At 64.4% G+C, this 19899-nt stretch carries 17 protein-coding genes; 15 read left to right on the top strand and 2 right to left on the bottom strand.

What is annotated here, in order from left to right:
* Window positions 1-10 precede the first annotated feature (10 nt).
* Window positions 11-586 (bottom strand): Yip1 family protein, encoded by a 576-nt coding sequence (locus BA190_RS10935; protein WP_162275086.1) that lies wholly within the window; start codon window positions 584-586, stop codon window positions 11-13.
* An 83-nt stretch (window positions 587-669) separates the two neighbouring features.
* Window positions 670-1833 (bottom strand): dihydrodipicolinate synthase family protein, encoded by a 1164-nt coding sequence (locus BA190_RS10930; RefSeq protein WP_068286144.1) that lies wholly within the window; start codon window positions 1831-1833, stop codon window positions 670-672.
* 331 nt (window positions 1834-2164) lie between these two features.
* On the opposite strand from BA190_RS10930, the gene BA190_RS10925 reads away from it, so the two are divergent.
* The 15 genes from BA190_RS10925 to BA190_RS10855 all read left to right on the top strand — a co-directional run bounded on the left by BA190_RS10925 (window position 2165) and on the right by BA190_RS10855 (window position 19896).
* A complete protein-coding gene (locus BA190_RS10925) occupies window positions 2165-3223 on the top strand; it encodes a LacI family DNA-binding transcriptional regulator (RefSeq protein WP_068286141.1) in 1059 nt (352 codons plus the stop codon).
* Window positions 3223-4245, top strand: a complete 1023-nt coding sequence (locus BA190_RS10920) for a Gfo/Idh/MocA family protein (RefSeq protein WP_068286139.1) — start codon at window positions 3223-3225, stop codon at window positions 4243-4245. The genes BA190_RS10925 and BA190_RS10920 overlap by 1 nt, the downstream gene beginning before the upstream one ends.
* Before the next feature lie 4 nt (window positions 4246-4249).
* The gene (locus BA190_RS10915; RefSeq protein WP_068286136.1) at window positions 4250-5842 is read left to right on the top strand and encodes an acyl CoA:acetate/3-ketoacid CoA transferase; all 1593 of its coding nucleotides are present in this window, start codon (window positions 4250-4252) and stop codon (window positions 5840-5842) included.
* Window positions 5843-5857: 15 nt separating this feature from the next.
* Window positions 5858-6631, top strand: coding sequence for an enoyl-CoA hydratase/isomerase family protein (locus BA190_RS10910; RefSeq protein WP_068286133.1), 774 nt, complete (start codon window positions 5858-5860; stop codon window positions 6629-6631).
* Window positions 6628-8157 carry an aldehyde dehydrogenase family protein gene (locus tag BA190_RS10905; protein WP_082979643.1) on the top strand — a complete coding sequence of 510 codons (1530 nt, stop codon included), beginning with the start codon at window positions 6628-6630 and terminating at the stop codon, window positions 8155-8157. The genes BA190_RS10910 and BA190_RS10905 overlap by 4 nt, the downstream gene beginning before the upstream one ends.
* A 182-nt stretch (window positions 8158-8339) precedes the next feature.
* Entirely contained in the window at window positions 8340-9605 is a 1266-nt protein-coding gene (locus BA190_RS10900) for an ABC transporter substrate-binding protein (protein WP_068286130.1), read from the top strand.
* Window positions 9606-9708: 103 nt separating this feature from the next.
* Complete coding sequence (locus BA190_RS10895) at window positions 9709-10638, top strand: carbohydrate ABC transporter permease (protein WP_068286127.1); 930 nt, start codon at window positions 9709-9711, stop codon at window positions 10636-10638.
* Window positions 10638-11573: a carbohydrate ABC transporter permease gene (locus BA190_RS10890; protein WP_068286123.1), complete on the top strand. Its 936-nt coding sequence runs from the start codon at window positions 10638-10640 to the stop codon at window positions 11571-11573. The genes BA190_RS10895 and BA190_RS10890 overlap by 1 nt, the downstream gene beginning before the upstream one ends.
* Window positions 11574-11577: 4 nt before the next feature.
* On the top strand, window positions 11578-12690 hold the full coding sequence (locus BA190_RS10885) for an ABC transporter ATP-binding protein (RefSeq protein ID WP_068286121.1): 1113 nt from the start codon (window positions 11578-11580) through the stop codon (window positions 12688-12690).
* A gap of 278 nt (window positions 12691-12968) precedes the next feature.
* A complete protein-coding gene (locus BA190_RS10880) occupies window positions 12969-14462 on the top strand; it encodes an FAD-dependent oxidoreductase (RefSeq protein ID WP_068286119.1) in 1494 nt (497 codons plus the stop codon).
* Window positions 14459-15235, top strand: a complete 777-nt coding sequence (locus BA190_RS10875) for a 3-ketoacyl-ACP reductase (protein ID WP_068286115.1) — start codon at window positions 14459-14461, stop codon at window positions 15233-15235. The genes BA190_RS10880 and BA190_RS10875 overlap by 4 nt, the downstream gene beginning before the upstream one ends.
* 234 nt (window positions 15236-15469) lie before the next feature.
* Window positions 15470-17083 carry a GMC family oxidoreductase gene (locus BA190_RS10870; protein WP_068286111.1) on the top strand — a complete coding sequence of 538 codons (1614 nt, stop codon included), beginning with the start codon at window positions 15470-15472 and terminating at the stop codon, window positions 17081-17083.
* A gap of 12 nt (window positions 17084-17095) precedes the next feature.
* The gene (locus BA190_RS10865) at window positions 17096-17404 is read left to right on the top strand and encodes a Dabb family protein (protein ID WP_068286108.1); all 309 of its coding nucleotides are present in this window, start codon (window positions 17096-17098) and stop codon (window positions 17402-17404) included.
* A 442-nt stretch (window positions 17405-17846) separates the two neighbouring features.
* A complete protein-coding gene (locus BA190_RS10860; protein WP_156771482.1) occupies window positions 17847-18548 on the top strand; it encodes a TetR/AcrR family transcriptional regulator in 702 nt (233 codons plus the stop codon).
* On the top strand, window positions 18535-19896 hold the full coding sequence (locus tag BA190_RS10855) for an efflux RND transporter periplasmic adaptor subunit (RefSeq protein WP_156771481.1): 1362 nt from the start codon (window positions 18535-18537) through the stop codon (window positions 19894-19896). Before BA190_RS10860 ends, BA190_RS10855 begins: the two co-directional genes overlap by 14 nt.
* Window positions 19897-19899 lie beyond the last annotated feature (3 nt).

Genomic DNA, 19899 nt, shown 5'->3' with positions numbered 1-19899 from the left:
GCCAAATCCCTCATCCCGGGAAGACGGGCGGCGCGAGCAATGCCGTCAGCATCGAACCCACCAGAAAGTTGAGGAGCAGGCCGATCAGCACCACTGCGATCGTATAGATCGGCGTCTTCATGGTAGGGATCCGCATCAGCACGGGAGCGCCGACGAACAGGAGATAGACGCTGTAGAGGCCGACGATGGCGAGCAGTCCCAGGGCCGGAACGATCGTGAAGATGTTGGCGAGCCAGGCCGCCGTCATGCTGTAGGCAGCGAGCTTGAAGGCGCTGAGGAAGTCGGACCTGCCTCCGAAATGAGGAGCCAGTCGGTCGATCACGATCGCCATGACATGGAGCATGGCAAGGGTGATCACGTAGCGCAGGGCGGCCAGAACGAGGCCGCCGACCAGGCCGATGCGAATGCCGCCGATGCCGATCAGAGAGGTGCCGATGAAGCCGGCGACCGGCCCGATGGCGGCGAGGTAGAGGACATAGTCCCGATAGATGCGCTCGACGCTGGTCGCCTCGGCGGCGATATTTCGCCATTCCGCCGACGGCGACAACAACAGGTTTCGCGCCCGCGCCACGACATCCATGACCATGATGATGACACCTCCGATCGATCGCTCCCCCTGCATAGCATGGGGCGCGGCATCGTCATGGCCCGTCGCAGGTGCCTCGAGAGTTATCCAATACCGTTGAGGGCACAGAGCAGCTTCATGCGATGGGCCGCCTTCTCGGGATCGACGAGGAGCTGGGCCTTGTCCGCCAGGCGGAAGATATCGGCGTAGTGGGCGACGCCGCGGGCCGATTCGGCGCCGCCCACCATGCGGAAATGCGACTGGAAGCCGTTGAGCCAGGCCAGGAACACCACGCCGGACTTGTAGAACTGGGTGGGTGCCTCGAACAGGCGGCGGGCGAGGGTCACGGTCGGATCGAGGATGACGCGGTAGCCCTCGTCATTGCCGGCGGAAAGCCGATCCATCGCGGCGGCGGCGGCCGGTGCGATCGGATCGAAGATGCCGAGCAATCCATGCGAGAAGCCCTGCAGATCGCCCTGGATCAGTTCGGCATAGTTGAAATCGTCGCCGGTATACATCGCCACGCCCTCCGGCAGCAGCCGGCGCATGGTGATTTCCTTGCCGGCGTCGAGAAGGGAGATCTTGATGCCGTCGATCTTGCCTGCATGGCTGCGGATCAGTTCCAGCACCGTCTGCATGGCGGGTTCGAAGGTCTGCGAGCCCCAATAGCCTGCCAGAGCCGGGTCGAAGGCCTCGCCCAGCCAGTGCAGGATGACCTTGTCGCGGGTCTGCTCGATCAGCCGCCCATAGACGGCGAGATAGTCGTCGGGGCCTTTGGCGACACGACACAGCGCCCGGCTCGCCATCAGGATGATGCGCCCGCTATGCTTCTCGACATGGGCGATCTGTTCCTCATAGGCACGGATGACGTCGTCGAGCGTGGAGGCGGCTTCGGGAGTGAGCTGGTCGGTGCCGGCGCCGCAGGCCAGGTCCGCGCCGGGCACGCTGCGGGACTCGGCCAGGGAGCGCTCGATCAGCTCGGCGGCACCGGGCCAGTCCAGGCCGAGGCCGCGCTGGGAGGTGTCCATCGCCTCGGCGATCTTGAAGCCGAGCCCCCACAGATGATGCCGGAAACGCAAGGTTGCGTCCCAATCGATCGCCGGCCTGCGCCAGGGATCGTCCAGCCGGCGAGGATCGGCGACGACATGGGCGGCCGCGTAGAGAATGCGTGGAAAATTGCCGGAATGGACGAGGGGATAGGGCGAGGACGGCCCGTAATGATAGGCCTCCAGGCCACCATCGACGGTTGGCAATATCAGTGCACTCATCGGCCTCTCCTCGTTCCTCTCTTATTCGGCTTCTTCGATGCGCCGGCAATTTTCACCCGATGACGGGATCTCGCGGGGAATCTGCTGCAAAGCAGGATCCAACACATCGTCCCAGGATTCCGGTGAAAAATGGCCGAGGCGTCGCGGCCTTGGGGATAAGCATGGCTATTAGAACGTTCCAAAGTCAAGAATATTTCATCTAAGACAAGATTTATTCTTTTGCATCAATGGGTTCCTGCCCATTCGAAAGCGGTATTGACACAGCTGTAGGAACGTTCCAAAAATACTGCCCACTGGCCCGGTTCAAGAGGCCGGCTGAGGGAGCGCAAGGATGAGCGGAGGCAAGCGCGGCGTAAGCCGGGCCACGACGATCGTCGATATTGCCAGGGCTGCCGGCGTGTCGAAATCGACCGTGTCGCTGGTGCTCAAGGAGTCTCCCCTCGTCAAGTCGGCTACGCGCGATCGTGTCATCAGGGCCATCGACCAGCTCGGCTATGTCTATAATCGCTCGGCCGCGAGCCTGCGCACCGCCCGTTCGAGCTTCGTGGGCATGGTGATCTCAGACCTGATGAATCCCTTCTTCACCGAGCTTGCCGTCGGCATCGAGGACGGGCTGCACAATATGGGCTTCGTGCCCATCCTGGCCAACACCAACGAAGACGTCGAGCGGCAGACCCGCGTGTTGCAATCCCTGCGCGAACATGGGGTTGCCGGCATCATCATGAGCCCGGCACGGGGCACCGATGTCTGGTCGCTGGCCGAAACCCTGCCGCGCTCACTGCCGATGGTGCTGACCATGCGACGGGTCGAGGGCAGTACCTTGCCCTATATCGGCCCCGACAACCGCACCGGCTCGCGCGAGGCGGTGAGCCACCTCATCAATCTTGGCCATCGCTCCATCGCCTTTTTTGGCGGCTTCGGCACCATGACCACCCAGAAGGAGCGCATTTCCGGCTATCGGGACGCGCTGATCGAGGCCGGCCTGCCGCTGCGCGACGAACTGATCTTCGAGGCGATGCCGACACGCGCTGGCGGCGCCGAGGCGATCGCCGCGGCTTTGGCGAGCGTCCACAAGCCGACGGCTGCCTTTTGCTACAACGACATCGTGGCGATGGGGGCGACCCGCGCCCTGGGGTTGCGCGGCATCCGTGTCGGCATCGACTTTGCCGTGATCGGCTTCGACGACATCGTCGAGGCCGAGCACAATGCTCCGCCCCTCACCACCGTCAATGCCGATACCAGGATCATGGGCACACGTGCGGCCCGCAGCCTGCTTGGCCTGATCGACGGCGCCGATCCCGAAGCGATGTCCTTCATCGGCACGACCCGTTTGGTCGTGCGGGAATCCTGCGGCGCGCACGGACGTACTATCTTGAAGGAGACGGCATAATGGCCCAGGAAGCGGCGAGAAGAGGCTTGCGCTGGGGGATCGTCGGCGCCACGACGATCGCCAGGGAATGGATGATCGGCGCCATCCGCGAGACGGGCGGCGACGTCGTCAGTGTGATGTCTTCCGATGCCGAGCGCGGCAAGGCCTACGCCAAGGCGAACGGCATTCCCCATTCGACTCGGAGCCTTGCGACCCTGCTCGCTAGGGATATCGATGCCGTCTATATCGCCACCACCAACGAAAAGCACAAGGCGCAGACCCTAGCCGCCGCCAAGGCCGGCATCCATGTGCTGTGCGAAAAGCCTTTGGCCCTCAAGCTTTCCGATGCGCACCGGATGGTCGCCGCCTGCAAGGAAGCCGGCGTCGTCATGGCGACCAACCACCATCTGCGCAATGCCGCCGCCTTTCGCGCCATGCGCGAGGCCGTTGCCTCCGGCAAGATCGGCAAACCGCTGTTCGCCCGGGTCTTCCACGCCGTCTATCTGCCGCCCCACTTGCAGGGCTGGCGCATTAGGGATGCCAAGGCCGGTTCCGGCGTAGTGATGGACATCACCGTGCACGATGCCGACACGCTGCGTTTCGTGCTCGGCGAGGAGCCGGTGGCGGCAACCGCTTTCACCCAGCAGGGTGGCATGGGCGGCACAGGTATCGAGGACGGCGTCATGGGCGTGGTGCGCTTCGAGAGCGGGCTTCTGGCTCAGTTCCATGACGCTTTCACCACTGCCTATGCCAATACGGGCTTCGAGGTGCATGGCAGCGAAGGCTCCCTGATCGGCACCAATTGCATGACGCAAAAACCTGTCGGCGAGGTCGCGCTGCGCAATGCGTCCGGCGAGCACAAGCTGCCCTTCGAGCCGGAAAACCTCTATGTCCGCAGCGTCGCCAATTTCCAGAACGCCGTTCGTGGCAAGGGCACGCCGTCGGCCACCGGCGAAGATGGCATCCGCTCGATGGCACTGGCCCTGGCGGTGCTGAAATCGGCCAAGACGGGCCGCGAAGTCGCTGTCGAGCCGGGGCTCTGATCCGATGGCCTTCCCCAAAATCCTTTCGGCCGACCAGGCTGCCGCGCTGATCCCCGACAATGCCGTGGTGACCGTCTCGTCCTCCTCCGGTCTTGGCTGTCCGGATGCGATGCTCGCCGCCATCGGCCGCCGCTTCGATGCAACAGGCCACCCGCGCAACCTCACCACGCTGCACCCCATCGCGGCGGGCGACATGTGGGGCATCAAGGGCGTCGATCATATCGCCAAATCAGGCCTGCTCGCCCGCATCCTTGGCGGCTCCTATCCGTCCGGCCCCTCTTCGGCCGAGCCGCCGGCGATCTGGAAGATGATCACCGGCAACGAGATCCCCGCCTACAACATCCCCTCCGGCATCCTGTTCGACATGCATCGCGAGGCGGCTGCCAAGCGCCCGGGCGTGCTCACCAAGATCGGCATGGACACCTTCGTCGATCCGGCTCGCGAAGGTTGCGCCATGAACGGTCGGGCGGCCGAGACGCCGATCGTGCGCAAGGTCGAGTTCGACGGCGAGGACTGGCTCTATTTCAAGACCATCGTGCCCGAGGTCGCCATCATCCGCGCCACCACGGCCGACGAGCGCGGCAATCTCTCCTATGAGCATGAGGGCGGCTATCTCGGCCCGCTCGACCAGGCCCTGGCCGTACGCAACAATGGCGGCATCGTCATTGCCCAGGTGAAGCGCCTCGCCGAGAGCGGCACGCTCAAGCCACAGAACGTGCTGGTGCCGGGCGTCTTGGTCGATGCCATCGTCGTCGCCCCAGACCAGATGCAAACGACGCAGACGCCCTACGAGCCGGCGATCTCGGGCGAGATCTTCCGGCCCCTGTCGAGCTTCGAAATCCCCGAATTCGGCGTTTCCAAGGTGATTGCCCGCCGGGTAGCGCAGGAATTGCGCCATGGCGATGCCGTCAATATCGGTTTCGGCATTTCCGCCAATGTGCCGCGCATCCTGATCGAGGAGGGACGGCATGGCGAGGTGACCTGGGTGATCGAGCAGGGGGCCGTCGGCGGCGTGCCGCTGCTCGACTTCCAATTCGGCTGTGCCTCCAATGCCGAGGCGATCATGCCTTCGCCCTATCAGTTCACCTATTTCCAGGGTGCGGGCTTCGACGCCTCGCTGCTCTCCTTCCTGCAGATCGACCGCGAGGGCAGCGTCAACGTCTCCAAGCTCGGCGTGCGTCCGCATGTGACGGCCGGGGCGGGCGGTTTCGTCGACATCACCGCGCGGGCCCGGCGCATCATCTTTTCCGGTTTCTTCACGGCCGCCGCCGGCCTTGCCGTCGAAAACGGCGCGCTGGTGATTTCCAGGGAAGGCAAGGTCAGGAAGCTGGTTGAGACGGTGGAGCACGTCTCCTTCTCCGGCCGCCGCGCCGTCGCGCAGGGCCAGGACATCACCTATGTCTCCGAACGCTGCGTGCTCAAGCTGACCGAAAGGGGCATCGTGGTCACGGAGATCGCGCCCGGCGTCGACCTCGAGCGCGATGTCCTGGCCCAGGCCGAGTTCCCGCTTGGTGTCACCGACGATCTCAAGACAATGGATGCCGCGCTGTTCCGGCCGGAGCCGATCGGATTGGATCTGGGGGGAGGGAAGGCGTGAAAAGGAACCGCACCCATGTCTGACCCCGTCCGCCTCGACATCGAGGACGCCATCGCCATCATCACTTTGGCGCGGCCCGAAAAGCTCAACGCCCTCGATGAGGCGATGATATCGGGGCTTGCCATCGCAGCAGAGCGGATCGATGCCCATGGTGCCATCCGGGCCGTCATCCTCACCGGCGAGGGCAAGGGCTTCTGCGCGGGTGGCGACATTGCCGCCTGGGGCAAGCTCTCGCCGCTCGACATGGGCCAGCGCTGGGTGCGCGACGGCCATCGCGTTTTCGATCGCCTGACCCGGCTGCGCGCGCCCTTGATCGCCGCCATCAACGGCCATGCGCTGGGCGGCGGCCTGGAACTGGCGGCGACGGCCGATATCCGCATCGCCGAGGAGCAGGCCAAGTTCGGCCTGCCCGAGACCGGCATCGGCATGGTTCCGGGTTGGTCCGGCACGCAGCGCCTCGTCACCCGCTTCGGCACGGCCGCAGTGCGCCGCCTGGCCTTGACCGGCGAGATCGTCACGGCCGAGCGGGCGCTGCAACTCGGCCTGATCGACGAGATCGCGCCCAAGGGGCAGGGGCTCGAGCAGGCACGCGAACTTGCCCGCAAGATCGCGGCGCGCGCGCCCATCGCCAATGCCGTCGCCAAGCAGATGATCAATGCTGCGGAGGGCGAGGATGCCGCCGCCGCCATCGAAATACTCGCCGGATCGCTGGTGTCCTACACCGACGATCTCAAGGAGGGCGTCGCCAGCTTCGTCGAGAAGCGCACGCCCGATTTCAAGGGAAGATGACCGTGACGATCGCCGTCCGCCTCGACAAGGCTCGTTTTGCCGCCGCGCTCGCCGGCATTCCCCGTGAGCACCAGCTTTTCATCGCCGGCACCTTCGGGCCTGCCGTGGAGGGGCGAACCATTGAACGCCTCAGCCCCGGTCATGGCGAGCGGGTGGGCCTCTATCCGCAGGCGGGTGTCGCCGATCTCGATCGTGCCCTGGCTGCCGCGCGCAAAGCCTTCGACGAGGGGCCGTGGCCATCGATGACGGGAGCCGAGCGCTCGCGGCTCATCCACAAGGTTGCCGACCTGATCGAGGAGAGGCTCGAGATCTTCGCCACGCTCGACAGCCTGGAATCCGGCAAGCCGATCAGCCAGGCCCGTGGCGAGATGGCTGGCGCCGTCGATATCTGGCGTTATGCGGCAGGCCTTGCCCGCGACCTCAATGGCGAGAGCTACAACACCATCGGCGCCAACAAGCTCGGGCTGGTAATGCGCGAGCCGATCGGCGTGGTCTCCATCATCACGCCCTGGAACTTCCCCTTCCTTATCGTCAGCCAGAAGCTGCCTTTCGCGCTTGCCGCCGGCTGCACCGCGGTGGTCAAGCCGAGCGAGATGACCTCGGGCTCGACCCTGCTGCTCGGCCATCTGCTGGCCGAAGCCGGCTTGCCCGAAGGGGTCGTCAACATTCTCTCCGGCTATGGCCCGGAGATCGGCGGGCCGATGACCACGGACGGGCGTGTCGACATGGTCTCCTTCACCGGCTCCACCCGGGTGGGCAAGGCGGCGATGGCGGCGGCTTCGGGCACGCTCAAGAAGCTGTCGATGGAGCTCGGCGGCAAGAATCCGCAGTTGATCTTCCCCGATGCCGATCTCGACGCCGCGCTCGATGCCGCCGTGTTCGGCTCCTATTTCAACGCCGGCGAATGCTGCAATGCCGGCAGCCGCCTGCTCGTTCACCAGGACATCGCGGCCGAGTTCGAGGCCGAATTCGTCAAGCGCTCCCGCCAGGTCGTGGTCGGCGACCCCCTGGATCCGGTCACGCTCGTCGGCGCCCTGATCTCGCCGCAGCACCTGGCCCAGGTCGAGGGGCATGTCGCCAACGCCCAGGCCGAAGGAGCCGAGGTCGCCCTCGGAGGAGCGCGTCTGGACAGCGAGGCCGGCCAGTTCATGGCGACCACGGTGGTGGCAGGCGCCCGGGCCTCGATGGCGATTGCCCGCGACGAGGTGTTCGGGCCGGTGGCGACGGTGATGCGTTTCGCCAGTGCCGAGGAAGCCGTTTCCATCGCCAACGGCGTGGATTACGGTCTGTCGGCCAGCGTCTGGAGCCGGGATTTCGACACGGCGGTCGGCGTCTCCAGGCGCCTCAGGGCCGGGACGGTATGGACCAATACCTTCATGGACGGCGCCGCCGAACTGCCCTTCGGCGGCTTCCGGCAATCGGGGATCGGACGGGAACTCGGCCGCAATGCCGCAGCCGACTACACCGAGGAAAAGACGATGCATCTTCATTGCGGACCGCGCACGGCCTGGTGGCTGCCGCGGTAGGCGAATGAGACCAGGAGGCATTGAAAATGCCTCCTGGTGCCTTCTGCCGATTTTCTTCAAATCCCTGATTTGGAGAAGAGAAAATCGGCAGGTGTCCAAGCCGAGGATGCATCAGCATCTTCGAGGCTTGGAATGAGACGTCGCCGGAACGTATCCGGCAATCATGGTCATGGGAGGAATAGATGACCGTTCGTACCAAACTGATCGCAGGCGTGGCGCTTGCCGCTGCCAGCTTCGGCTTTGCCGGCGCGGCGCAGGCGCAGACCAAGGAAGTGCAGATGCTGCACTGGTGGACCTCCGGTGGCGAGGCGGCCGCGCTCAACGTGCTCAAGCAGGACCTGGCCAAGGAAGGCTATGCCTGGAAGGACGTGCCGGTTGCCGGCGGCGGCGGCGATGCCGCCATGACCGCGCTGAAGGCCATGGTCGCGGCCGGCAACAATCCGACGGCGTCCCAGATGCTGGGCTATACCGTGCTCGACTATGCTGCCGCCGGCAAGATGGGCGACCTGACCGAGCTCGCCAAGTCGGAAGGCTGGGACAAGGCGGTGCCGGCACCGTTGCAGAAATTCGCCGTCTATGACGGTAAATGGGTCGCCGTTCCCGTCAATGTCCATTCGGTCAACTGGCTGTGGATCAACAAGGCCGTGATGGACAAGATCGGCGGCACCGAACCGAAGACCTTCGACGATTTCATCGCCCTGCTCGACAAGGCCAAGGCTGCCGGCGTGACGCCGCTCGCCCTCGGCGGCCAGGATTGGCAGGAAGCCACCATGTTCGACTCGGTCGTGCTCTCCACGGGTGGCCCCGAATTCTACAAGAAGGCGATGAACGACCTCGACGAAGCCTCGTTGAAGTCGGACACCATGAAGAAGGCCTTCGACAACCTGGCCAAGCTCAAGACCTATGTCGATCCGAACTTCTCGGGCCGCGACTGGAACCTGACCACCGCCATGGTGATCAAGGGCGATGCCCTGGTGCAGGTGATGGGTGACTGGGCCAAGGGCGAGTTCAAGGCCGCCAGCAAGACCCCTGGCACCGACTATATCTGCATGCGCTTCCCGGGCACCGACGGCAGCGTCGTCTACAACTCCGACATGTTCGGCATGTTCGCGGTTCCGGATGATCGCAAGGAAGCCCAGCTTGCGCTCGCCAAGGCAACGCTGTCCAAGTCCTTCCAGTCCTCTTTCAACGTGGTCAAGGGTTCGGTTCCCGCCCGTACCGACGTGCCGGATACCGATTTCGACGCCTGCGGCAAGAAGGGTATCGCCGATCTGAAGAAGGCCAATGAAGGCGGCACGCTGTTCGGCTCGCTGGCCCAGGGCTATGGCGCGACGCCGGCTGTCGCCACCGCCTACAAGGACGTGGTGGACAAGTTCTTCAACGGCCAGATCAAGACCTCGGACGAGGCTGTCGCCCAGCTGGTCAAGGCCATCGACGAAGCCAAGTAAGCGCTGAAGCAAGCGTTTCTGTAGGAAGCGAACCGACCGGGCGCCGATTGCGCGCCCGGTCGACAGGCTCTCGGGGCACAAGAACAATAAGCGGGGAACCTTCATGACATTGGCTACGACAAGCGCGCCGCCTCGCCCGGGCTTGCGCGAGAAACTTCAGGATGCCTTGCCCAAGATCGTGTTGGCGCCCAGCTTCGCCGCGATCCTGGTGTTCGTCTATGGCTTCATCCTGTGGACGGTCTATCTGTCCTTCACCAATTCCAAGACCTTCCCGAGCTACGACCTGACGGGAGGCCTCGCCTATCAGCGCCTGTGGGGCTGGACCTTCGAGAGCGACCCGCCGTCGAGCTGGTATTATTCGATCACCAACATGGCGATCTTCGGCGTACTCTATGTCGGCATCTGCCTGGTGCTGGGCCTGTTCATCGCCATCCTGCTCGACCAGCGCATCCGGGGCGAGGGCATATTGCGGCCGATCTATCTCTACCCGATGGCGCTCTCCTTCATCGTCACGGGTGTGGCCTGGAAATGGTTTCTCGACCCTGGCCTCGGCCTGGAGGCGACGCTGCACAATCTGGGCTGGACCAGCTTCCATTTCGACTGGATCAAGAACAAGGACCGGGTGATCTACACCGTGGTGATCGCGGGCGTCTGGCAGGCCTCGGGTTTCGTGATGGCGATGTTCCTGGCCGGCTTGCGCGGCGTCGACGGCGAGATGCTCAAGGCCGCCCAGATCGACGGTGCTTCGACCTTCCAGGTCTATTGGCGCATCGTCATTCCGATCCTGCGGCCGGTCTTCCTGTCCGCCTTCATCGTGCTCGCCCATATGGCGATCAAGTCCTACGACCTCGTGGTCGCCCTGACATCGGGCGGGCCCGGTGGTTCGGCCTGGCTGCCCTCCAACTTCATGTATGAATACACCTTCAAGCGCAACCAGATGGCCATCGGCTCGGCCAGCGCCGTGATCATGCTGATGACGATCAGCGCCATCATCGTGCCCTATCTCTATTCCGAATTGCGGGAGAAGAAGTGATGAGCGCCGCCACCCGGGACGTTGCGGGGCCGGTCGGCTCCAATTGGGTCAGCCGCGTCGTGATCTACGGCCTCTTGCTGATCTTCGCCTTCGTCTATCTCGTGCCCCTGTTCGTGATGCTGACCACCTCGTTCAAGACCATGGACGAGATCCAGGGCGGCAACATGCTGGCCCTGCCCAACTCGCCGACCGTGCAGCCCTGGCTGAAGGCCTGGAACGAGACCTGCGTCGGCCTCACCTGCGCGGGGATCAAGGGCTATTTCTGGAATTCGCTCAAGATGGTGGTGCCCGCGGTGGCGATCTCCACCATCCTGGGCGCGCTCAACGGCTATGTGCTGACGAAGTGGCGTTTCCCCGGCCATAAGATCGTCTTCGCCATGATGCTGTTCGCCTGCTTCATCCCGTTCCAGTCGGTGCTGCTGCCGATGGCGACGGTGCTGGGCAAGTTTGGTGGCATCGGGTCCTTCCTGCAGTCGACCATCGGCACCTCGCTCGGCTTCGGTTCCTCGACCTTCAATCTCGTCTTCGTGCATGTGGTCTATGGCCTCGGCTTCACCACTTTGTTCTTCCGCAATTATTACGAGGCGTTCCCCAATGAACTCGTGCGGGCTGCGATGGTCGATGGTGCCAGCTTCTTCCAGATCTTCCGGCGCATCCTGCTGCCCAATTCGATCCCGATCTTCGTGGTCACGGTGATCTATCAGTTCACCAACATCTGGAACGACTTCCTGTTCGCCTCCGCCTTCGCCGGCACCGGCGATGTGATGCCGATGACGGCAGCGCTCAACAATGTGGTGAACACCACCACCGGGGCGGTCGAATACAACGTCAACATGGCGGCCGCGATGATCGCCGCCCTTCCCACCCTCTTCGTCTATATCGTCGCCGGCCGCTATTTCGTGCGTGGCCTGATGGCGGGCGCTGTGAAAGGCTGACCCAATGGCGTTCCTGGAAATCAACAATCTCAAGAAGCGCTACGGCGCCGTCGAAATCCTCAAGGGGATCAATCTCGACCTCGACAAGGGCGGCTTCCTCGTCCTGGTCGGCCCGTCCGGCTGCGGCAAGTCGACCCTGCTCAACACCATCGCCGGGCTCGAAAACATCACCGAGGGCGAGATCCGTGTCGACAGCAACAAGATCAACGACCTGCATCCCTCCAAGCGCGACATCGCCATGGTGTTCCAGAGCTACGCGCTCTATCCCAACATGACGGTGGGGCAGAACATCGCCTTCGGCATGGAGATGCGCGGTGTTCCCAAGCCCGAGCGTGACACGGCGGTTGCCCAGGTCGCCAAGACCTTGCAGATCAGCCATCTGCTCGACCGCAGGCCCTCGCAGCTCTCAGGCGGCCAGCGCCAGCGCGTCGCCATGGGCCGTGCCTTGGTGCGCGACCCCAAGCTTTTCCTGTTCGACGAGCCACTCTCCAATCTCGATGCCAAGCTGCGCGTCGACATGCGCGTCGAGATCAAGCGCCTGCATGCCACCACCGGCAAGACCATCGTCTACGTCACGCATGACCAGATCGAGGCGATGACGCTGGCCACCAAGATCGCCGTGCTCAAGGATGGCGAGCTGCAGCAGGTCGGCACGCCTGCCGAGATCTACAACAAGCCCAACAACCTCTTCGTCGCCGATTTCATGGGCTCGCCTGCCATGAACCTGATCCAGGCCAAGTCAGCGCGCGAGAATGGCAGGACGGTGCTCAGGATCCTCAACAAGAGCGGAGGCGGCGTCAGCCTGCCCGTGCCCGAGGATATCGCAAGCGCGCCGCTGGAGGATGGCCGCGAGTTGATCTTCGGCATCCGGCCGGAGGCGATCACGGATCATGACGGTGCCGATCGCAATTCCAAGGCGATCGAGACGGTGAACGCGGTGGTCGACGTGGTGGAGCCCGCCGGCGCCGACACCTTCGTCGTCACTCATCTCGGCGGCAAGGAGGTCACGGCACGCATGCGCTCCGATGCCGTGGTGGCGCCGGGCCAGGAACTGCCTTTCGCCTTCAATCTCGACAAGGCGGTGGTCTTCGATCCGGCCAGCGGGAAGAGGCTGTAATTCACTGGTTACACCACTTCCATGCGGATACGAGGCTGCTGAAGGATTGAGCGAGATGGCAGGCCAAAGAACATGGCTCGACGTTTGTGCCCCCTCGCCCCGCTTGCGGGGAGAGGATAGAGGTGAGGGGCTGCGCAATCCTCTATTTTGCACCCGTTATGCTTCCCCTCATCCCTCGCCGTTGCGAAGCAAGGGCGGACTTCTCCCCGTAAGAACGGAGCGAAGGAGGCGGCTGGCGTCGCGTTCTTCGCCACTCGTGAGCGCCGATCGGAATCTGCATGCCTTCGCCTGACATCGTCATCATCGGTGCCGGCATGGGCGGTGCGACGCTGGCTCATGCCCTGGCGCCGAGCGGGGCGGAGATCCTCATCCTGGACAAGGGCGGTCAACTGCCGGACAGGCCGGAGAACCGGGATGCCCGCGCGATCTTCCAGCGGGGCTTCTTTCGCCCCGAGGAGAGCTGGTACGACAGCGACGGCAGGCCGTTCAATCCGGGCAATTACTACTGCAACGGCGGCAATTCGAAATTCTACGGCGCAGTGCTCCTGCGCTACCGCGCCGAGGATTTCGACGGCATCGCCCATGCCGATGGCGATGCACCGGCCTGGCCGTTCCGCTATGGCGAACTGGCGCCTTACTATGACGAGGCCGAGCGGCTTTTCCAGGTGCGCGGCAGGGCCGGGGAGGACCCCACCGAGCCGCCTCGCACCGGCGACTTCGCCTTTCCGCCCGTGCCGGACGAAAGGGCGATCGCCGAGGTGCGCGAGCGCCTCACCCGCATCGGCCTGAAACCGTTTTCCCTGCCGCTCGGCGTCGACATCGACACATGGCTTTCCTATGGCAAGACGCCCTGGGACGCCTTTCCCGATGCGCGCACCGGCAAGATGGATGCCGAGACCTGCGCGCTGCTGCCGGCGCTCGAACATGCCAATGTTCGGCTGCAGAACCATTGCGAGGTGCGCCGGCTGATCCCGGCTGCCGACGGCAGGCGTATCGAGGCGGTGGAATATCTGGAGGGCGGTGAACTCAAGCGCGTCACGCCGCGCCTCGTCGTGCTGGCGGCCGGGGCCGTGCGCTCGGCGGCGATCCTGCTGGCTTCCGCGCCCGAGGGGCTCGCCAACAGCTCCGGCATGGTGGGCCGGCATTTCATGAACCACAATCTGTCGGCGATGATCGGCGTCGATCCGCGTTTCACCAACGATTCGATCTACCAGAAGACCTTCGCGCTCAATGATTTCTATCTCGGCGACGGCAAGGGCGGCCCGCCGCTCGGCAATGTCCAGCTGCTCGGCCGTGTCTCCGGTACCATCCTGAAGTCGGACCTGCGCAAGGTGCCCGAATTCCTGCTGAACGCCGTGGCCCGCAAGACCATCGATTTCCTGATCATGAGCGAGGACCTGCCGGATCCCTCCAGTCGCGTCCGGCTCGATGGCGAGAAGATCGTGCTGGAATGGCGGCGTTCCAACATGACAGCGCATGAAGGATTGCAGGTCGTGATGCGCAAGGCCCTGAAGCAAGCCGGTTTTCCGATCGTGCTCACCCATTTGTTCGACCGCAAGACGCCGTCGCACCAATGCGGCACCATCCGCATCGGTGCCGATCCCAGCGAGGCGCCGCTCGACCCCTTCGGCCGTGCCTTCGACCATCCCAATTTGTTCGTCGCCGATGCCTCGACCCTGGTAACCTCGGCTGCCGTCAACCCGTCGCTGACGGTGGCGGCCCTGTCCTTGCGGACTGCCAAGCATATTTGTGAAACGGAGCTGAACCGATGAGCCGTCCCGTCGTCCTCGTCACCGGTGCCCGTCGTGGCATCGGCCTTGCCATCGCGGTGGCCTTCGCCGAAGGCGGCTACGACATCGCCTTCACCGATATCGTCGACAATGACGATATCGACGATGCCGAATTGGCGATCGGCCAGGCAGGCGGCGCTGCGCTGTTCTTTCAGAACGACGTCGCGGATCTCGCCAGCCATCAGGGCCTGGTCGACGAGGTGCTGTCGAGCTATGGCCGGCTCGACTGCTTTGTCTCCAATGCCGGCATCGGCTCGCCGGTGCGGGGCGACCTGCTCGACCTCGAACCCGGCAATTTCGACCGGGTCATGAACGTCAACATGCGTGGTGCGATGTTCCTCAGCCAGGTGGTGGCCCGCACCATGCTGAAGCTGCCGCCGCCGCAAAAGCCCGTGCGCAACCGCTCCATCCTGTTCGTCACCTCGGTCAGCGCCGAAATGGCCTCGCCCGAGCGGGCCGATTACTGCGTCTCCAAGGCGGCGCTTTCCATGTGGGTGAAGAACCTCGCCGTCAGGCTGGCACCGGACAGCATCCCCGTGTTCGAGATCCGCCCGGGCGTGATCCGCACCGACATGACCGCCGTAGTCGCCGACAAGTACCAGGCTGTGATCGACCAGGGCGTGGTGCCGGCCCGGCGCTGGGGGGAGGGGGCCGATGTCGCGCAGATGGCGCTGGCGCTCGCCGGCAGTTCCTTCGGCTTCGCCACCGGCAGCGCCATCGCCTGCGACGGCGCACTCTCGATTTCGAGGCTGTGATGGCATCCGGGTGCACGGGCATCCTGCCCGTTCTTGGAAACGGCGCGCTTGGGGAGAGGAGGAGCGGACGGGACGTCCGCGGTCCCAGTCGCGCTGCTTCCTGTGCGATCCTGGCAAGGTTCGTGATGGAACCGCCAAAGCTGGGACCGCGGACGTCTCGTCCGCTCTTGCAAACGATGCGCTTGCAGGCAGGAAGAGCGGGCAAGATGCCCGCGCACCCGGAAAGAGTTCGCCATGACTGACTACATCATCGTCGGGGCGGGGCCGGCCGGTTGTGCCCTGGCGGCAAGGCTGAGCGAGGATCCGGCTGTCAAGGTCCTCTTGATCGAGGCGGGCGGGCGCGACAGCCACCCCTTTTTCCACATGCCGGCGGGTTTTGCCAAGATGACCAAGGGCATCGCCAGCTGGGGCTGGTCCACGGTGCCCCAGAAGCATCTGGATGGACGGGTGCTCTGGTACACCCAGGCCAAGGTGCTGGGCGGCGGTTCCTCCATCAATGCGCAGATCTATACGCGGGGCAATCCGCGCGATTACGACGTCTGGGCCTATGTGCATCGCTGCGAAGGCTGGAGCTATGCCGAGGTCCTGCCCTATTTCAAGCGGGCCGAGGACAATCAGCGCTTCGTCGACAGCTACCATGCCGCCGGCGGGCCGCTCGGCGTCTCCATTCCCATCAATCCTCTGCCGATCAACGAGGCCTTCATCCGCGCCGGCCAGGAATACGGCCTGCCCTACAATGCCGATTTCAACGGTGCCAGCCAGGAAGGGGTCGGCCATTACCAGGTCACGGTGCGCAATGCCCGGCGCTCTTCCGCCGCAGCGGCCTATCTGAAGCCGCTCGAGGGCAAGCGGCCGAACCTGAGCATCCGTACCGATGGGATGGTAACCCGCATCCTCGTCGAGAAGGGGCGGGCTGTCGGCGTCGAGGTCGCCGGCAAGGGCGGCAGGAGCGAACTGCGCTGCGAGCGCGAGGTCATCGTCTCCTCCGGTGCCATCGGCTCGCCGCGCCTGCTGATGCTCTCCGGCATCGGCCCGGCGGCTCATTTGAGCGAGGTGGGCGTCAAGGTGGTGCATGATCTGCCGGGTGTCGGCGAGAACCTGCAGGACCATCTCGACCTCTATGTCATCGCCGAATGCACCGGCGACCACACCTATGACAATGTCGCCAAGCCGCATCGTACGGCCTGGGCCGGGCTGCAATATCTCCTGTTCAAGAAAGGGCCGGTGGCCTCCACCTTGTTCGAGACCGGCGGCTTTGCCTATGCCGACAAGGGCGCCCGCTCGCCCGACATCCAGTTTCATCTGGGTTCGGGTTCGGGCATCGAGGCCGGCGTCGCCCGCTTGCGCAATGCCGGCGTGACGCTGAATTCGGCCTTCCTGCAGCCGCGCTCCCGTGGCACGGTGCGGCTCAAATCCGCCGATCCGATCGACCACCCGCTCATCGATCCGAATTACTGGTCCGATCCCTACGACAAGGCGATGTCGCTGGAAGGACTGCGCATGGCGCGCGAGATCTTCCGTCAGAAGGCGCTGGAGCCTTTCATCCTGGCCGAGCGCATGCCGGGGCCGGACAAGGTCAGCGAGGAGGATCTGAGCGACTATGCCTGCCGGACCTGCAAGACGGACCACCATCCTGCCGGCACCTGCAAGATGGGGATCGACGACATGGCCGTGGTGACGCCCGAACTCAAGGTTCGGGGGCTGGAAGGACTGCGCGTCTGCGATTCCTCGATCATGCCGATCGTCAACTCCTCGAACACCAACGCGCCCACCATCATGATCGGCGAGAAGGGTGCCGATCTCATCGCCGGCAAGCAGCCGCTTCCCGCCGTCAATTTCGGTTCCTGACAGGACAGCATCATGATCCGCCATATCGTTCTCGCCCGCCTGCGCCCGGACCTGTCGAAACAGGAGACCGAGGCATTGCTGGCCGCCATTCTGGACATGAAGTCGGCGATTCCCGGGATCGTGGCTGTTTCGGCCGGCCCGGACAACAGTCCGGAGGGGCTGGCGCGCGGTTATGGCCACGCCTTCACCGTGGACTTCGTCGACGCCTCCGCCCGCGACGCTTACCTGCCCCACCCCCATCACGCCAAGATAGCCCAGGCTCTCCTGGCTGCGACGCAAGGCGGTGTCGACGGCCTGCTGGTGCTCGACTTCGAGGCCTGATCGCGGGCTAAAGCGTTTTTCAGAAAAGTTGATAGACTTTTCGATTAAGAAAACGCGTCAAAACAACAGGTTAGAGAGCAAAGTGCGACTAGACGGAAGCGCTGCATTGCTCTCACTCTTTGGTGGGACGCGTCTTTGCGATTCTTGGTGATTCCACCAGATCACAAAACGCTCTGGCCGGGTATGCGGCTCGGCCGAGCGGAGTGCCGACGCCACAACCCCTTGTTAACTGCAATACCACGCCCCTTTCGCGCAGCGGAGGGGCGTTTTGCGTTGGTTTTGGCAGGTTTTGCGCTCGTTTCCGCGCAGATGTACGCCTTTCGCCTTAATTCCGCCGCCGGAAGGGAAGCATGATCCCGGCCGGCCGTACGGGTGTGGCTTGGCTTCTTGTACAATCTCTGATACTGAGAATGAACGTTCATTCTCATTCGGGGTTGCGATAGTGGTGATCGAAGCAGGGGTGGCGCCGCCGCCCACGGTTGCAAAGGGAGCCGACGCGCGTCGAAATCACATTCTCGATGCCTTTGAGGTGTGCATCCAGCGCACCGGGTTCCATCGCACCACCATGCAGGACGTCGCCAGGGAAGCCGGCATGAGCGCCGGCAATCTCTACCGCTACTTTCCCTCCAAGGAGGCTTTGGTGTCGGGCCTGATTGAGCGCGATCGCGAACGCTTCAGTGCCGATTTCATGAATGTGGCGCGTTCCAGCGACGTCATGGGTTCCTTCGTCGCGCTCGGTCGCAAGCATTTCCTTGAAACCCCGCGCGAGCGCTGCGTGCAGTTCATGGAGATCTGGGCGGAGGCCAGCCGCAACCCGCAGGTGGCGGAGATGTGTGCGGCCGTCGACAGGGAGGTGAACGACTTCATGGTCGCGATCCTGGAGGCGGCCAAGGCCTCGGGGCAGATCCCCCCATCGGTGGACAGCTCGGCCGTGATCACCGTGCTTTCGGCGATGGGAGACGGCATGTTCACCCGTCGCGCCCTGGAGCCGGATTTCGATGTCGAGGACGGCTTCCGGCTGTTGGTGAACGTCATGGACGCTTTGATGTCGGGAAAGATCCCGCTCGATCGTCCTTTGCCTGTGATGTCAGATTCTCCGGGCTCTCCGCCCGTTTCAGAGGAAAAGCCCCATGTCCGCGGTTGAAAAGCAGAACCGGCCCGAGCGCGATGGCGAGCGGCAGCGGCGGGAGGAAGGCTTTGCCGACGAGGCGAGCCTGAAGGCGCTGCGCCTGTCCGGTCGCTCCCATGGGGAGGCGGTCGAATATCGCCGCACGCCCTGGTACACGAAGCTCACCGTCCTGATGCTCGTCGTCATCGTCGCGGCCGCGGTTCTCTATGCCTATCGCGAGCCGCTGATGGCCCGTCTCAACCCGCCGCCCCCGCCTGTGGTGGTCACCAAGCCGCCGGCGGTCACCGTGACGCCGGCCGTGACCGGCGCCATCACCGAGCATGCGGTGGTGACCGGCAATCTGGTGGCACGCGAGGAGATCCTGGTCTCGCCCCAGATCGAAGGCTATGCCGTCGACAAGATCATGGTCGAGGAAGGGGACCGCGTGAACGAAGGCCAGGTGTTGGCCGAGCTCTCGACCACCACCATCGATACCTCTCTCGCCCAGAACGAGGCGCAGACCGCCAGGGCCGAGGCTGCGATCGCCCAGGCCGAGAGCGCCATTGCCGAAGCCAAGGCCAACCAGGACCAGACCGCCAGCGCCTATGCGCGCTCCAAGGCGCTGGTCCGGACCGGCAACACCACGGCCGAGCAGCTCGACCAGCGCGAAGCAGCCGCCAAGATGGCGGATGCGCGCGCGGCGGCGGCCGAACACGCCCTGACCGTGGCCAAGGCCGACAAGAAGCTAGCAGATGCCCAGCGTTCCGAATTGATGGTTCGCCTGGAGCACACCAAGGTGCGCGCGCCGGCGGCGGGCGTGATCAGCCGCCGGACTGCCCGCATCGGCGCGATCGCGTCGGCATCTGGCGATCCCCTGTTCCGCATCATTCGAGACGGCGACGTCGAGCTTGAAGCGGACGTGCCGGAGGCGACTTTGGCGCGCATGCGGCCCGGGATGACGGCCGAGATCACCACGGCGGGTAGCAAGGAGCCTTTCAGGGCCCGCGTCCGCCTGGTTTCGCCCGAGGTGAATTCGGTTACGCGCCTGGGGCGCGTGCGCATTGCCATCGACCAGGCGCCGGGCCTGACGATCGGCGCCTTTGGGCGCGCCAGCGTGGCGGTTGCCAACCATACCGGCGTGCTCGTGCCGCAATCGGCGGTTCTCTACAGCGAGGACGGAGCGACGGTGCAGGTCGTACATGACGGTGTCGTGGCGACCACGCCGGTCAAGCTCGGCCTGCGTACCGAAAAGCAGGCCGAGGTCATCGAGGGCGTCAAGGCCGGCGATACGGTGATCGCCACCGCCGGCACCTTCGTACGTGACGGCGACAAGGTCAGCGCCGTCGGGGCGGGCATGGCCCAGCCCGCGACCGAGTCCAAGTGAGGC

It is taken from the genome of Labrys sp. WJW (genome assembly GCF_001676615.1).
Classification (GTDB): domain Bacteria; phylum Pseudomonadota; class Alphaproteobacteria; order Rhizobiales; family Labraceae; genus Labrys; species Labrys sedimenti.
Note: the sequence above shows the minus strand (reverse complement) of the source record. Positions and strands in the feature narration are given on the sequence as shown.

Bases quoted from the DNA above. Each gene is read 5' to 3' on its own strand.
- BA190_RS10935 (WP_162275086.1), bottom strand. From the start codon at position 586: ATGGTCATGGATGTCGTGGCGCGGGCGCGAAACCTGTTGTTGTCGCCG.
- BA190_RS10930 (WP_068286144.1), bottom strand. From the start codon at position 1,833: ATGAGTGCACTGATATTGCCAACCGTCGATGGTGGCCTGGAGGCCTAT.
- BA190_RS10925 (WP_068286141.1), top strand. From the start codon at position 2,165: ATGAGCGGAGGCAAGCGCGGCGTAAGCCGGGCCACGACGATCGTCGAT.
- BA190_RS10920 (WP_068286139.1), top strand. From the start codon at position 3,223: ATGGCCCAGGAAGCGGCGAGAAGAGGCTTGCGCTGGGGGATCGTCGGC.
- BA190_RS10915 (WP_068286136.1), top strand. From the start codon at position 4,250: ATGGCCTTCCCCAAAATCCTTTCGGCCGACCAGGCTGCCGCGCTGATC.
- BA190_RS10910 (WP_068286133.1), top strand. From the start codon at position 5,858: ATGTCTGACCCCGTCCGCCTCGACATCGAGGACGCCATCGCCATCATC.
- BA190_RS10905 (WP_082979643.1), top strand. From the start codon at position 6,628: ATGACCGTGACGATCGCCGTCCGCCTCGACAAGGCTCGTTTTGCCGCC.
- BA190_RS10900 (WP_068286130.1), top strand. From the start codon at position 8,340: ATGACCGTTCGTACCAAACTGATCGCAGGCGTGGCGCTTGCCGCTGCC.
- BA190_RS10895 (WP_068286127.1), top strand. From the start codon at position 9,709: ATGACATTGGCTACGACAAGCGCGCCGCCTCGCCCGGGCTTGCGCGAG.
- BA190_RS10890 (WP_068286123.1), top strand. From the start codon at position 10,638: ATGAGCGCCGCCACCCGGGACGTTGCGGGGCCGGTCGGCTCCAATTGG.
- BA190_RS10885 (WP_068286121.1), top strand. From the start codon at position 11,578: ATGGCGTTCCTGGAAATCAACAATCTCAAGAAGCGCTACGGCGCCGTC.
- BA190_RS10880 (WP_068286119.1), top strand. From the start codon at position 12,969: ATGCCTTCGCCTGACATCGTCATCATCGGTGCCGGCATGGGCGGTGCG.
- BA190_RS10875 (WP_068286115.1), top strand. From the start codon at position 14,459: ATGAGCCGTCCCGTCGTCCTCGTCACCGGTGCCCGTCGTGGCATCGGC.
- BA190_RS10870 (WP_068286111.1), top strand. From the start codon at position 15,470: ATGACTGACTACATCATCGTCGGGGCGGGGCCGGCCGGTTGTGCCCTG.
- BA190_RS10865 (WP_068286108.1), top strand. From the start codon at position 17,096: ATGATCCGCCATATCGTTCTCGCCCGCCTGCGCCCGGACCTGTCGAAA.
- BA190_RS10855 (WP_156771481.1), top strand. From the start codon at position 18,535: ATGTCCGCGGTTGAAAAGCAGAACCGGCCCGAGCGCGATGGCGAGCGG.